Below are 13,760 nucleotides of genomic sequence, written 5' to 3' on the forward strand. Positions count from 1 at the left end.
TCGTCGGGCATGGTCTGATCTTCGGGGGTCGGTATGTTCGGGGGACTTGCACGGTTCGTGGTGCGGCGCCGCTGGTGGGTGATCGCGGCCTGGGTGGTGGCCGCGGTGCTGCTGACGGGCTTCGCGCCGAAGTTCAAGGCCAGCTCGGAGCAGACGGACTTCCTGCCCGGCTCGTACGAGTCGGTCCAGGCGTTCGATCTGACGCGGGACGCGTTCCCGCAGACGCGGGGGCAGGCGGCGATCATCGCGGTGACGCGGTCCGACGGCGGCGCGCTCACCGAGGCCGACCAGGCGGTCACGGCGCGGCTGGCCGCGACGCTGGACAACGAGCGGCTCCGCGGCGTCCAGCAGGTGGCGGTGGGGCCCATCGCACCCAACCGCAAGGTCGAGATGATCAATGCGCAGTTCACGTCGGAGAGCCTGGACGATCCGAACGTCGCCAAGGCCATCGACCGGATGCGCGAGAGCCTCGACAAGGGGACGCAGGGGACCGGGCTGACCGCCAGGGTCACCGGAAACGCGGCGATCAACGTCGACGCGCAGGAGTCCTATGAGCGCAGCGACGCGATCACGCTCGGCGCGACCGTCGTGGTGATCTTCGTGTTGCTGATCTTCACGTTCCGCAGCGTGGTGGCGGCGTTCCTGCCACTGATCACGGTGGGTCTGGTGATGGTGGTGGCGTTGGCGCTGATCGGCTCCGTGAACGCGGCGTTCGACCTCAAGGGCGACAGCCTGACGCAGTCGCTGATGCCGATCGTGCTCTTCGGGGTGGGGACGGACTACATCCTGTTCCTGCTGTTCAGGTATCGGGAGCGGCTGCGGGCGGGTGAAGGCGGCAAGACCGCGATGGTGACGGCGGTCGAGCGGGTCGGTGAGGTGATCGCCTCGGCGGCGTGCGCGGTGATCGTCGCCTTCAGCGCGCTGATCCTGGCCTCGCTCGGCATGCTGAAGTCGATGGGGCCGGCGATGGGCGTCGCGGTCGCGACGACGCTGGTGGCGGCGCTGACCCTGATCCCGGCCGTGGTGTCGCTGCTCGGAGCCAAGGTCTTCTGGCCGAGCAAGTCGTGGCGGGCCGAGCCGCCGCACCACAAGGCGGGCAGGCTGGGCGGCTTCATCGGGCGGAGCCCGTGGCCGGTGGCGCTGGTGTCGGGCGCGGTCCTCGTCGCCCTGTCGGTGTGCGCGCTCGGGTTCACCGCCAACTTCAACATGGCGTCGGCGCCCCCGGGAACGGAGGCCGCCAAGGGGGTGGACGACCTGGAGAAGGGCTTCCCCGCCGGGGCTCAGGAGGCCACCCAGGTGTTCATCACCAGCACGAACGGCGGGCCGCTCCCGCCGGGGGCGGCCGAGACGGTCGCGGCGAAGCTGAAGACGGCGGAGGGCGTCGCGGCGGTCGAACCGCCTGAGCGGGGCGCCGACGGCCGGACGGCGCTCGTCGAGGTCCAGTTGAGCGACGATCCGTTGTCCAAGGCGGCGATGGAGAGCGTGTCCGGGCCCGTCCGGGACACGGCCCACGCGTCGGAGCCACCGGGCACGGAGGTGATCGTGGGCGGGCAGACGGCCGTCATGGTCGACCTGCAGAAGGCGATGAACCGTGACTACCGGGTCGTGTTCCCGATCGCCGGGCTGCTCATCGCGATCATCCTGGGGCTGCTGCTGCGCAGCGTCGTGGCGCCGGTCTACCTGATGATCGCGGTGGTGCTGAGCTTCCTCGGCACGATCGGTGCGAGCGTGGCGCTGTTCCAGTGGGGGGAGGGGCACACGGGGGTCATCTTCTTCCTGCCCCTGATCGTCTACCTGTTCGTGACGGCGCTCGGCACCGACTACAACATCCTCGTCATCGCGCGGCTGCGGGAGGAGGCGCGGGCCGGGCACCCGCCCCGGCGGGGCGTCGGCCACGCGTTCGAGCAGGCGGCGCCGACCGTGGCGTCCGCGGGGCTGATCCTCGCCGGCAGCTTCGCGACGTTCCTGCTGGCCGAGGCCGACGCGATGCAGGAGATGGGGACGACGGTGGCGCTCGGCGTGATCCTTGCGGCGTTCGTGATGTCGATGTTCCTGGTTCCCGCGGTGACGGTGCTCCTCGGCCACGCGGCCTGGTGGCCGGGGCACCAGGACGCCGTCCGCGCGGCGGCCGACGTTCGCGAGAAGGACGCCGTCCGCGCGGCGGCCAGCGGCCGGGAGAGGGACGGCGGCCTGGAGGGGGACGGCGGCCGGGAATAGTTGTATCCCACCAATGGTTGTAGGCTTGTAATCATTGGAGGGACCTTTGCCTGAATTGTCGCCCCGGCGGCGGCTGCTGGTGCTGGGCATCTGTTGCCTGAGCCTGCTGATCGTCAGCCTCGACAACACGATCCTCAACGTCGCGCTGCCCTCCCTGCAGCGCGACTTCCACGCCTCGCTGTCCGGCCTGCAGTGGACGATCGACGCCTATCTGATCGTGCTGGCCTCGCTGCTGATCCTCGCCGGGTCCACCGCCGACCGGATCGGGCGCCGCCGCGTGTTCCAGACCGGCCTCACGCTGTTCGTCACCGGGTCGGTATTGTGCAGCCTCGCGCCGTCGCTGGGATGGCTGGTCGCCGCGCGGGTCGTCCAGGCCATCGGCGGGTCGATGCTCAACCCGGTCGCGATGTCGATCATCACGAACGTGTTCACCGAACCGCGCGAGCGTGCCCGTGCCATCGGGGTCTGGGGCGGGGTGGTCGGTCTGAGCATGGCGATGGGCCCGCTGGTCGGCGGCCTCCTCGTCGACTCCGTGGGATGGCGGGCGATCTTCTGGCTCAACCTGCCCATCGGAGCGGCGGCGCTGGTCCTGACGGCCCTGTTCGTGCCCGAGTCCCGCGCGTCGCGGCCGCGCCGCCCCGACCCGCTGGGGCAGGGCCTGGTGATCGTGACGCTCGCCACGCTGACCTTCGCCATCATCGAGGTACCCGAGCTCGGCTGGACCGCGCCGGCCGTGGCCGGCGGCGTCCTGGTCGCCGCCGCCGCACTCGTCGCTTTCGTGGCCCACGCGCGGCGGGCCGACGAACCACTGATCGACCTGCGGTTCTTCCGCAGCGTCCCGTTCTCCGGCGCGACCGTCATCGCCGTCAGCTCCTTTGCGGCGCTCGGCGGGTTCCTGTTCGTCAACTCCCTCTACCTGCAGAACGTGCGAGGGCTGTCGGCGCTGCACGCGGGCCTGGTCCTGCTGCCCATGGCGGCCATGACCGCCGTCTTCGGCCCGCTGTCGGGACGGCTCGTCGGAGCGCGCGGTCCCCGGCCGTCGCTCCAGATCGCCGGCGCCGCGATGCTCGCCAGCGGGCTGATGTTCGCGCTGTTCGACGCCGAGACGGGCACCGCGACGCTGTTCTTCGCCTACGTGCTGTTCGGGATCGGGTTCGGGATGGTGAACGCGCCGATCACCAACACCGCCGTGTCCGGGATGCCGCGCAGCCAGGCGGGGGTCGCGGCGGCCGTGGCGTCCACCAGCCGCCAGGTCGGGCAGGCACTCGGCGTCGCGGTGATGGGCGCCGTCCTCGCGGCCGGGACGGGATCCGGCCAGGGCGAGGTGTCCCGGTTCGTCGCCGCCGCACGCCCGGCATACTGGGTCCTCGCCGGGTGCGCCGCCGCCGTGCTCGTGCTCGGCACCCTCACCACCGGACGCCGCGCCGCCCGCAGCGCCGCGCGCGTGTCCGCCCTGTTCGAGACCGAGCCCGAGCGGCACCCCGTGAGCGGAGCGAGCACCCGATGACCGAGCACGACCTCGCTGCCCGAGCCTGGCAGAACCTGCGCATCCTGCTGCACGAGCGCGGCGACCGGCGGCAGGAGGCCACCGAGTCGCTCGGGATGAGCTTCGTCCGGATCAAGGCGCTGCGGCGGCTGGTGGCCGGGCCGATGACGCTGCGCGACCTGGCCGAGGACCTCGTCACCGACCGCCCGTACACCACGCTCGTCGTGGACGACCTGGTCGAGCGGGGGCTCGTCGAACGCACCCCGAGCCGCACCGACCGCCGCTCGAAGATCGTGACCGTCACCCCGGCCGGACGGGCAGCGGCGGCGAAGGCCGAGCGCATCCTCGGTACCCCGCCGCCCGCCCTGTACGCGCTCTCGCCCGAGGACATCGCGGCCCTCGACAGGATCGCCGCCCGCCTCGTCGCCGAAGGCTGACCGCCATGGCGGCGGCCGGCGGTCAGGTCAGGACCGAGGGTTGGCGTCGGCGTCCATCCGGGCCCACTCGGCCTCCCACAGCTCGTCGCGGTACCGGTCGCAGCGCCGCCGGACCAGCGCGTACGCCAGCAGCAGCGGCATCGACAGGCCGAGGACGGTCGCGGCGGCCGCGTAGGTGGCATCGGTCACGGTGCGGCTGTGCGGCCGCGGCCGGACGGTCGGCTCGGCCTTGCCGTTGACCCAGATCGTCCGCTGCGCACCGGCCTTGGCGTTCTTCCAGCTCGGAAGCGTCCCGGTGCGGGACTTGCCGTCCGCGCCGGGCCACGTGGCCTGGATGGTCTCGTGGATGTAGCGGTCACCGGACGAGCCGATACCGCCGGTCGAGGTCACGGTGGCCACGACCTGGTGGCGGCTCGTCCGCTCGGCCTGCTCGGCCCGCACGCCCGCGTCGTAGGACCAGGCCCCCGCCCAGGCGGCCAGCGGCGGGGCCGCGCCGAGCAGCAGCACAAGGAGACCGAGCGCGACAATACGCTGCACCCGGTCGACTCGCCGGCGCAGTTCACTGCGCTCGAACCCGAGCCGGCGCCGCAGCCGTGTGAACACCGTGCCCTCACGGCCGATGCCGAACCTGCGCATCCGTTTCACCTCCCCGGGGAGTGCCCTCCCGGTAAGAGGCTTCATTAGCCTACTTTTTCCAGGATATTCCCGAGTTCGTTGATCGGCACATAGTCCCTGGCCAAAACCTTTCCCCGATCAGGCCCGGTATAGCGAGGACATGACCGAAAACGGCCGCCACGTGGGCCTACCCACCGTTCAGGGCCACAGACGCCCATGCTCAGCCGGCCGACACCAGGCTCTCCTCCGACGCCGCGGGCGGTTCGGCGCCGTCCCGCCGCGCTCCCACGGCCATCGCGAGCACCGCGCCGACCAGGCACATCGCCGCGGTGATCCAGAAGATCTCCTGATACTCGGTGCGCAACGCCTCCCGGACGGCGGCGTCGTAGACCTTGAGCCGCCGTCCGAACTCCGCGTCGGAGATCCCGAACGGCAGCGGTGGCCGCAGATCCGCCGTCAGCATGTGGAACCGGTGAAAACCCCACGCCGAGAGGGCCGAAATCCCCAGCAGCATCCCCATCATCCGCGCCACCACCACCGACGCCGAGGCGACGCCGTGCCGCGCGGCCGGGACGAATCCCAGCACCGCCGACGACACCGGCGCGATCACCAGGCCGAGCCCGAGGCCCGTCACCACCAGATCGACGTCCATCCGCGGCAGCGGCCCGTAGGACGCGCCTGCCAGGTCGGCCGGCCACCCGGCGATCAGCAGGTATCCCACCGCCGCGATCGCCATCCCCGCCGCCATCGGCCACCGCTCCCCGACCCGCCGCGCGACCAGGCCGCCGGCCACGGCCGCGACCGGCAGAGCCACGAGGAACCGGGTCAGGACCAGCGCGCCGTCGAGCGAGTCCTTGCCCAAGAGCGTCTTCGCCACCAGCACCACGTCGACCAGCGTTACCATCAGCGCCGCTCCCGACAGCAGGCTCACTCCCAGGGTCGCCAGCAGCGGTCCACGCCGGACACCGGCCAGGTCCAGCAGCCGCGTCCGCGCCCGGACCTCCCAGACCACGAACATGATCAACGCCAGCGCGCCCGCGCCCACCAGCGGCGGGCCCCACGGCGGCAGCGCGGACTCCGCCGGTTCCGGGTTGTACACGCCCACGACGAGGAGGCTCAGGCCGAGCGCCAGCAGCAGCCCACCGATCAGGTCCACGCCCGGCCGGGGGCCCTGCCCGCGTCCGCCCGGGACCGCGTACTGGACCGCGGCCATCGCCGCAGCGACCAGCGGGACGTTGAGCCAGAAGATCGCCCGCCAGTCCAGCGCAGCGGCGATGCCCGCCCCGTACAGCGGGCCGAGGACGCTGCCCAACTCCTGCGCCGCCCCCACCGCGCCCAGCACCACGGGACGCTGCCGCTCCTCCCATAGGTCCCCGGCCAGCGCCATCGTCACCGGCAGCAGCGCGCCGCCCGCGATCCCCTGCACGACACGTCCCGCCGTCAGGACGGGGACAACGTGCGCCAGCGCCGTGACGACCGACCCCACGCCGAAGAAGAACAGGCACGCCTGGAGCACCGGACGGCGCCCGAACCGGTCGGACAACTGCCCGAGCAGCGGCATCGCCGCCACGTAGCCCAGCAAGAAGCCGCTCAGGATCGGTGTCAGCCGCTCCAGCCGGTTGACCGGGATGCCCAGATCCTTGATCACCGGCACCAGGATCGTCGTCACGACATAGGCGTCCAGCGCCGCGAGCAGCACCACCGCCCCGCCGGCCCCGATCGCGACGCGGCGCCGCCCGCTCACCGCGGGGCGCTGATCTTGTAGGGGACGTCGAACTCGGTGAACGTGATCAGCACCGTGTCCTTACCGCCGGGAAACGTTCCGCGCACCTTCACGAGCCTGCCGTCCGACTTGCGCACCCACACCTTGCCGTCGACGTCGGTGGTGACTCCCGGGATCAAGCCCGCGACGCGGTCCTTCGGCAGCTTCGCCGCCACCCGGTACGCCTCGGCGCCGGCCACTTTCTCGACGGCCTCCGGCTTCGGTGCCTGAAGCGAGCCGAGCAGCTTCGCGATGCCCCGCTCCGGGTCCAGCACCGCCGACGGGTCGTACTTCAACGCCGCCAGCGCCCGCGGCACCTTCTGCCAGCCGCCCGTCCCCGCGTCGAGGTACACGCTGCTCCCGGACGCGACGACCTTCATCTCCACGTCCATCCCGGACTGCTCCATCGTCAACGTCCCCTGCGCGTCTCCGTTGCGCAGCAGTTTCATGTCGCCGCCCCGCACGGAGATCGGCGGCTTGCCCTCCGACTCCATCGTGAGCCCGACGCTCTTCACGGTCGCCATCGCCGCGGATGCCCGACGCAGCGTCCCCGCCGCGTCGAAGTCGGCCTTGGCCGGCTTGTCGGCCCCGCCCCCGTCGCAGGCGGTGACCACCACCAGCGCGAGCAGCACCTGGGCGAGGGTGAGGATGCGTCGTGACATACGCCGGACCCTACCGACGAGTCATCTCACCCGTCACTCGGCAGGAAGTCTGATCCGTCTCGTCCTCCAGGGTGATTTCCTCTAGCCGAAGCGGTTCCCCTTTCACAGTGGCCCCTGTGAACGGCCCGCCGCTAAGATGACACACGGCACGCCCCCGGCCGCCGACGGTAGCCCCCGGGGAGGGCCTCGGGGCGGTAGCTCAGCTGGTCAGAGCAGGAGACTCATAATCTTCGGGTCGCGGGTTCGAGTCCCGCCCGCCCCACCACGGCCGCCCTACTCCAACCGCCGTCCGAAGAGACAGGTTGTAGCAGATCGACCAAGGTTTCATGATCAACAAGGCCGACATCCTCCAGGATGTCGGCCTTGTTGATTGTGGGGGCTGTGGTGGTGCGGCCTTGGCGTTCAATCTCGTACAGCTCGAACAACGCGTCAAAAGGTTCGTTGAACTCGTGGCCGGTGACCTTGCGGCCATCGACATAGAGTTTGGAGAAGAACGCCTTGTTGAGGATGGTACGGACGGATTCGCTGGACTCGGCGTAGATCTCGTGGGGACGCTCCAGCAGGGTGAGGCCGCACTGGATGAATGCTTCACCGGTGGCGAGCTTGCGGTCAGCGTGGGCAAGGGTGCGCCGAATCTGCTGACGCTCGTCACGAAGGTTGTCGATCTTGCTCCGGAGCTTGGCCTTGGGCCAGCCTTCTTCGGCTGCCAGGTCCAGGTAGTAGTCCTCTTTCTTGTCTATGGCCAACAAACGGCGTTCCAGGCGTTCACGAGTGTCCGGTGGGAGACTGGAGTCAGTTGCTACCGCAGCAGCGACGGCTTCACGGACGACTACCAGCGCTTCGGGAGAGAGCCAGGTGACACGAGCGTAGTGCTGTTCTACCGCTTCCTCGACTGCTTCGATGGGGATGTACGGCTGGTCGCACTGGCCGTCCTGGCGACCCCGACACAGCCAGTAAAAATACTCACCGCCGTTGCCGACGGCTCGTTGGATGATGTACCGCCGCTGGCAGCGCCCGCAGAAGATCGCTCCTTTGAGGTAGTGGTGGTGCTTGCGGGTGCGAGTGCCTTCTCCAGCGTGGGCATCTAGTACGCGCTGCACCCTGTCAAAAGTGTCCTGGCCTACAAGCGGCTCGTGGCGACCGGGGTACCAGATTCCATCGTAGAGAATTTCACCCCGGTAGTAGCGGTTGCGAAAGGCGTAAATGAGCCCGTTTTTGGAGATGGGACGGGCTGGCCACTTGGCAGTGGCTGCCAGGCGAAGCCCGGCATCTTCCAGCTTCTCTTCGATGTCCTCAACGGTGTAGCGCCCGGTGGCGAACCAGTCGAAGGCCTGCCGCATGAGCGGGGAACGTTCTGGGTCGAAATCTACTGTGCGAATTTCCCTGCCGTCGATACGCTTACGAATATTGAGGTATCCGACAGGGGCGGGACCAAGCGTTCCGCCATTGCGGGCCTTGTTCGCCATCTTCACTTTGATGTCTTCGCCGTTTCGCCTGGCTTCCATTTCGTTGATAAGGCCGATGACGGCCTGCATGGAGTCACCGAGGTACCCCTCTGCAAAGTCTTCTTTGGTAGAGAGGAGCGTGACACCCATGCCCGTGAGCTGGGCTTTGGTGTTGAGCTGGTCCCGTAGGTTGCGGAAGGCGCGGGACATCATGTAGACGATGACGTACTGCACTTCCGGGTGCTCCGCCAAGTAGGCGAGCATCTCTCGGAAAACCGGCCGCTTCTCGATGGTCTGCGCCGAGTTGCCAGGCTCGACAAACTCTCGAATATTGTCCAGCCCCAGGGCCCGCTCCTTGGCGACGGCCGCTTTGCGCTGCGCGTCGATGGAGTTGCCATCCTGCACCACGTCAGCGTCGGTATCCATCTGACGCTGCGAACTCACGCGCAGATAGCGAACGGAGCATTTTGCAAGTCCCGTGTGTTCGGCTACCGCCTGCGTCAGCTTCTTTTGTGTCATTTTCATTTCCTTTCGTTCGGGTATTGATTATTTCACATTCCTTTCGGGAATGTAGGAGATTTTGCAACAATTAATGTTGCGTTATTTGCGGCAGATACGAGCTAAGAATATTCCTCTGAATTAGGGATGTGTATTGCCTCCTGATCGGCATCCTCTTCATGCGTGGGTGCCTGGGCGGCTGCTCGTTCTGCCTCCAACTCGCGGGCATATTGAAGGACTGCTTGGACGAGCATCCCCACATCTATGTCCTTGCGTTGCATGCCTCGTATCCGTATACGCCATACCTGATTCATACCTTCATGTGTCCTCCTGCTTACTAGTTGAGTGAGTGACCTCGGGCAGCCCTTAGGCTGCCCGAGGCCGACCGAGATCTACGGCGTTTGGCCGCTACGACCTACGCCTTCTTGCGCGTCCCGCTGCTGCCCTCGCCAGCATCGTCGTGCCCCAGCAGCGCCTGAATCGCGCCGTGCCTGGCCGCCGCTTCGCGCTCGATCTCCGCCAGCGCCTCAGCCGCTCGCTTCTGGAAATCGGGTGCGGCTTGCTTGGTTTCGACGTACAGTTCGACCGCCTTAATCACGGCGTCGGCCAAGCTGAGGTCGTCGAGCTGGGCGACCAGCGAGAACTGGTTGTGCAAGCTGTTGGTCAGCTTGACCCCCAGTGTCTTGACGCCGCCGCTGTTCTTCGGTTCCGCCATAGCGGAAACCTCCTCGGTGCAAATGCGACTGTCCATCCCTCGTGGTGTGAGAAATGACTTGGGAACAGCCGCAGCACACCGGCGAGGCCGGAGCAACGCTCACGGCGTCGCCCCTTCCTGCGTCGCCCGCCAGTCAGCCAGCCGCGTGCTGGCAAGTGCGGCGTACTCTGGGTTCAGCTCGACGCCCAACCAATCCCGCTGGTGCTTCTCGGCGACAAGTGCCGTGGTACCTGCGCCAAAGAACGGGTCGAGCACCAGCCCGAGTTGCCAGCCTGCCCCGCAGGCACAGGCAGCTTGGAGTGGCCCGATCGCCAGAAGCCGGCCGCTAAGTCGTTTCTGCGAGGGGAGCCAGGGCAGTCCGCAGGCCGTGCACACCCGCTCCGGACAGGTGGCGAGTAGCGGCCGCTCGATGAGTCGAGGCGGAAACACCGCGAAGTGGTCGCCGTGGAAGCTAGCCGTACCCATCTGCCACACGTCGCCTGGATTTTTGCCGAGCGGATGGCCAACGACACCGCTATCGCTCATGGCGGCAAGGCCGGTGTTCAGGTTTGGTGGGCGGTCGGTTCTCGTCGGCAGGGCGCCAGCTGGCGGGTACACCCGTGACTTCTTGGGACTGTGACCGTGCGTATGGCCGCTGCTGTGCGGCACCCGTATGGCATTTAGGTCGAAGAAATATGTTGGCGACTTCGTGAAGAAGTACACGAACTCGTGCGTTGCCGACAGTCGGTCTGTCACGTTGCTCGGCATGGGGTTGGTCTTGGCCCAGATCACCTTGTTGCGGAGCAGCCAGCCGCCGCGCGTCATGCTGAGCGCTATGCGTTCCGGCCCCATGAGCAGGCTCTTTTTGGGGGCACCTTCCCGCAGGTGGTGGGCGTAGCTGTCACCGAGGTTTAGCCAGAATGCACCGGTTGGCTTGAGGACGCGGCGAACTTCCGAGGTCACCCTGAGCACACTTTGTACCCAGCCGTCCACGTCGGTCTCAAGGCCGAGTTGGCCAGCGTGGCCATAGTCGCGGAGGGCGAAGTATGGCGGGCTGGTAATCACGCAGTCCACGCTGGCGCTTGGCAGTTCCGAGAGACGGGTTACGGCGTCGCCGATCAGGATTTCGTTGCGCGGTAGTCCGCGCTGGGTGGTCACGCCTCCTCTCCGGTCGGTGCCGCCAGGAGGGCGGCACCGTCCCCGTGCAGGGCGACGAGAAATAGTTTGTGAGATTCGTGTGTCATTTGGGTTATCACCTCCGTTAGTTTTTTCTTGCGGGTATCGTCTGGCACCAGCCACAGGACCAGCGGGAAGACGCCGGTTGCCTGTTGCTCGATGCCGCTGCGCCAGTAGTCCACGAACGCCTGGAGTTTGCGCGTCAACGTCGGCGCACGCTCGGTGCCCATGTCCATCTCGATAAAGGCGCTGCGCTCGATGTCACCGATGCCGAGCCGCGTATAGGCATCCGGCTTGAGGATGGCGGGCGCGCCGTGCGGTCCGGTGAACCACCGCCAGGCGGCCGGTTCGCCGTCGAAGCTGAGCAGGTCGGCAACTCCGTCGCGGGTGCGCTCCACCAGTTGGGCGAACAATTCGGCCACGGTCAGCACGTGATCTTGAAAGGCTGGCTTGGTCGTCCACACCGTGCGCCGGCGGGCACCGTAGATGCCGTCAACGTCGAGGACGGCGCAGCCCAGGCCACTCAGGCCGATGACCTGGCCGCTACTTCCAGCCCGCACACCCCCGATGCTGCGCGCCATCCGCGCCACCAGGCCCAACTCGCTCAGGCGCTGCACACAGGCGCGGGCACGGCGGGCGCTGGTGTGCGGCGAATTTTCCGCAAAGTGCAGCCGCTCGATCTGGGATGTCTTCAGGAGCCGAAGTCGATACAGGTCACGCAGTACGGCAAGATCTCGGTCACTGAGTCGGCAGCGCAGCCGGGCGGCCCGCGCGCCGGAGGGTCGGTCAGTCATACAGAACTTCCTGACGGGCAGACCGTCACTGCGAGTTGGCGGCCGTTCGGCGTAGTCAGGGCATATGCCAGCTCCACGCCATGGGCAGGCCGACCGGCAGGGGTGCGCCGAGAACAGGTCGGCATCATGACGACCTCCGGCGGCGGGTACCGATCGGCGAATCCGGCGGATGGTCTTCGCCATGCCAGCGTTTGCGGAGTTGTTCGTCTAACGCCGCGCCGTCAGTCGCATAGCGGTCACGGCTGGCCTTGCGAAGGGTGGCCGCGTCTGTGGTGGCCAGCCCGAGCGGCAGAGTCTGGACGGCGAAGGGTGACGTCAGTTCGCCGTCCACGTACAGGCGGGCGACGGCCTGGTACGCCCCGAGGCTCAAGAGATCTTCAGGGATGACGGGCCGGCCGAAGATGGCGGCCAAGGGCTTGGCATCGTCCTGGGACGGCCGGAAGGCCAGCCGTGAGCGGGCGTTGGCGCTGACGGCCGCCCGCAAGGTCGGGCTGATCTGGGCAAGGTTTTGGTGGGCGACGGTCAGCGACCCGCCCAGGCCGCGCATCTGGGCCAGGACCTCGCCGAAGTCCAGCGCCCCTTGGTAGTCCTGAAACTCATCTACTATCCAGCTCACCGGAGAGCGCTTGGCGTGTGGTAGCAGCGCCCGTCGCTGCATGGCGTTCCAGGCAGCTTGGAGGAGGAGCGACCCCAAGAGCCGCGACGCTTCGGCCCCGATCACGCCCCGGTTGAGATTGACGAGAATGACCGCCGGGCGGCTGGCAAAGGCCTCGTCCAGCGAGAACGCCGGACGCGGGTTGCCAAGCATCCGGCGGATGGGTTGGCGGCTGAGGAAGGCCCGAAGCTTGTTCGTCACTGGTGCGATGACCTGTTGTCGTTCTGGCTCGCTGAGCGACTCGTACCACGCCCACCAGGGGCCGAGCGTCAGCGGGTCGCTGACCTTGGCAAGCGCCCGGCGCCGAAAGTTCGGGTTGGTGAGGAGCGGCACAACATCGGCCAGCGTGCCGTCAGGCATTCGGGCGACAGTAAGCAAGGCGTGCAGCAGCACGTCACTGGAGCGTGGGCCTATTGCCGAACCGAATATTGCGCGCATAAGGCTTACGATCTCGTCGGCTCGCCGCTCGGCCTCAAGCGCAGGGCCAGCCAACGGATTCCACCCAACCTGATCGCGTTCGCTCGGGTCGATAACCACCACGTCGCCGTGGCGGTGCTTTGGCAGCCGCGCCGGGACATCCGCCACCAGGTCGCCCCGCGGTTCGATGCAGAGCACCGTGTGACCTGCGGCAGCGTCCGCCACAATGAGCTGTGCGAGATGGTTCGACTTGCCCGAACCTGTTGGCCCGAAAATGTGGTAATTGAAATTACCACTTTTTACAGGCATCTCTACGAGCTGGCCGCCGTCGGCCGGATGCAGGCTTCGGCCGAGTACGCGCTGCTTCGGTAGTTGAGTGTCGCCGGACGGCACCAGCAGACGGCGCGGCGCGGGCGGCAGCATGAGACCACGCCCTGGGACAGGCACCGTTCCCAGCGGCCACCCGAGCAACTCGCCGAGCTCGGCCGCGTTCACGATGGACGACCACGTACTGCCAACCCGATGCACGCTCGCCAGACTGCGCGCCCGTCCATCTGTGGCTCGACTGGCTCTCAGGTAACAGCGGGGGCTCTCAGCCATCCGCAGCGCACCGACGATACCCCGGATGATCGCCCCCGCCCGCTCTGGCGTGGCGGCCTTGGCCCCGCCCCGGCAACGCACCCCGAACAGTGGCTCCGCCGCCTTATCCCGCCAGGCCCGTTGGTCGTGGTTGTCTGGTGAGGTGGTCGGCCTCAAGCCCAACGCCTCCGACAGGGTGAAGTCGGCTGGGCGCTTGGCCCTGGGGTGGCTGGGGCCGACGACCCATTGCATACAAGCGAGTTCGTCGGGCCGGAGCTTGAGCGCCGCCAGGACACAGGCGCTGACCGCCTCAGCCGTGTCAG

11 protein-coding genes and 1 tRNA gene are annotated in these 13,760 nt (G+C 67.9%); 4 read left to right on the forward strand and 8 right to left on the reverse strand.

Annotated features, from left to right (window positions below):
- Window positions 1–33 precede the first annotated feature (33 nt).
- Genes AMA02S_RS25215 through AMA02S_RS25225 form a run of 3 tightly spaced genes read left to right on the forward strand, consistent with a single transcriptional unit; the run spans window position 34 to window position 4,140 of the window.
- Entirely contained in the window at window positions 34–2,217 is a 2,184-nt protein-coding gene (locus tag AMA02S_RS25215; RefSeq protein WP_067461922.1) for an MMPL family transporter, read from the forward strand.
- 46 nt (window positions 2,218–2,263) lie between these two features.
- On the forward strand, window positions 2,264–3,724 hold the full coding sequence (locus AMA02S_RS25220) for an MFS transporter (RefSeq protein WP_067461925.1): 1,461 nt from the start codon (window positions 2,264–2,266) through the stop codon (window positions 3,722–3,724).
- The gene (locus AMA02S_RS25225) at window positions 3,721–4,140 is read left to right on the forward strand and encodes a MarR family winged helix-turn-helix transcriptional regulator (protein ID WP_067461928.1); all 420 of its coding nucleotides are present in this window, start codon (window positions 3,721–3,723) and stop codon (window positions 4,138–4,140) included. The genes AMA02S_RS25220 and AMA02S_RS25225 overlap by 4 nt, the downstream gene beginning before the upstream one ends.
- A gap of 27 nt (window positions 4,141–4,167) precedes the next feature.
- Here AMA02S_RS25225 and AMA02S_RS25230 read toward each other — a convergent pair whose 3' ends face one another.
- The 3 genes from AMA02S_RS25230 to AMA02S_RS25240 all read right to left on the reverse strand — a co-directional run bounded on the left by AMA02S_RS25230 (window position 4,168) and on the right by AMA02S_RS25240 (window position 7,179).
- The gene (locus AMA02S_RS25230; protein ID WP_157430824.1) at window positions 4,168–4,776 is read right to left on the reverse strand and encodes an Rv1733c family protein; all 609 of its coding nucleotides are present in this window, start codon (window positions 4,774–4,776) and stop codon (window positions 4,168–4,170) included.
- Between the two features lie 199 nt (window positions 4,777–4,975).
- Window positions 4,976–6,499 (reverse strand): MFS transporter, encoded by a 1,524-nt coding sequence (locus AMA02S_RS25235; RefSeq protein WP_067461931.1) that lies wholly within the window; start codon window positions 6,497–6,499, stop codon window positions 4,976–4,978.
- A complete protein-coding gene (locus AMA02S_RS25240) occupies window positions 6,496–7,179 on the reverse strand; it encodes an LppX_LprAFG lipoprotein (RefSeq protein WP_067461933.1) in 684 nt (227 codons plus the stop codon). The genes AMA02S_RS25235 and AMA02S_RS25240 overlap by 4 nt, the downstream gene beginning before the upstream one ends.
- 188 nt (window positions 7,180–7,367) lie before the next feature.
- On the opposite strand from AMA02S_RS25240, the gene AMA02S_RS25245 reads away from it, so the two are divergent.
- A tRNA-Ile gene (locus tag AMA02S_RS25245) sits at window positions 7,368–7,444 on the forward strand.
- Here the strand turns inward: AMA02S_RS25245 and AMA02S_RS45095 are convergent.
- The 5 genes from AMA02S_RS45095 to AMA02S_RS25280 all read right to left on the reverse strand — a co-directional run.
- Complete coding sequence (locus AMA02S_RS45095) at window positions 7,401–9,149, reverse strand: recombinase family protein (RefSeq protein WP_369688406.1); 1,749 nt, start codon at window positions 9,147–9,149, stop codon at window positions 7,401–7,403. The genes AMA02S_RS25245 and AMA02S_RS45095 overlap by 44 nt on opposite strands.
- 388 nt (window positions 9,150–9,537) lie before the next feature.
- A complete protein-coding gene (locus tag AMA02S_RS25265) occupies window positions 9,538–9,837 on the reverse strand; it encodes a hypothetical protein (protein WP_067461945.1) in 300 nt (99 codons plus the stop codon).
- A gap of 99 nt (window positions 9,838–9,936) precedes the next feature.
- Window positions 9,937–10,974 (reverse strand): DNA-methyltransferase, encoded by a 1,038-nt coding sequence (locus tag AMA02S_RS40650; RefSeq protein WP_218005112.1) that lies wholly within the window; start codon window positions 10,972–10,974, stop codon window positions 9,937–9,939.
- Window positions 10,971–11,786, reverse strand: a complete 816-nt coding sequence (locus AMA02S_RS25275; RefSeq protein WP_067461952.1) for a replication-relaxation family protein — start codon at window positions 11,784–11,786, stop codon at window positions 10,971–10,973. The genes AMA02S_RS40650 and AMA02S_RS25275 overlap by 4 nt, the downstream gene beginning before the upstream one ends.
- Window positions 11,787–11,910: 124 nt before the next feature.
- A partial coding sequence (locus AMA02S_RS25280) for a type IV secretory system conjugative DNA transfer family protein (RefSeq protein WP_218005113.1) occupies window positions 11,911–13,760 on the reverse strand: 1,850 nt, incomplete at its 5' end.

The organism is Actinomadura macra NBRC 14102, assembly GCF_001552215.1.
Taxonomy (GTDB): Bacteria; Actinomycetota; Actinomycetes; order Streptosporangiales; family Streptosporangiaceae; genus Spirillospora; species Spirillospora macra.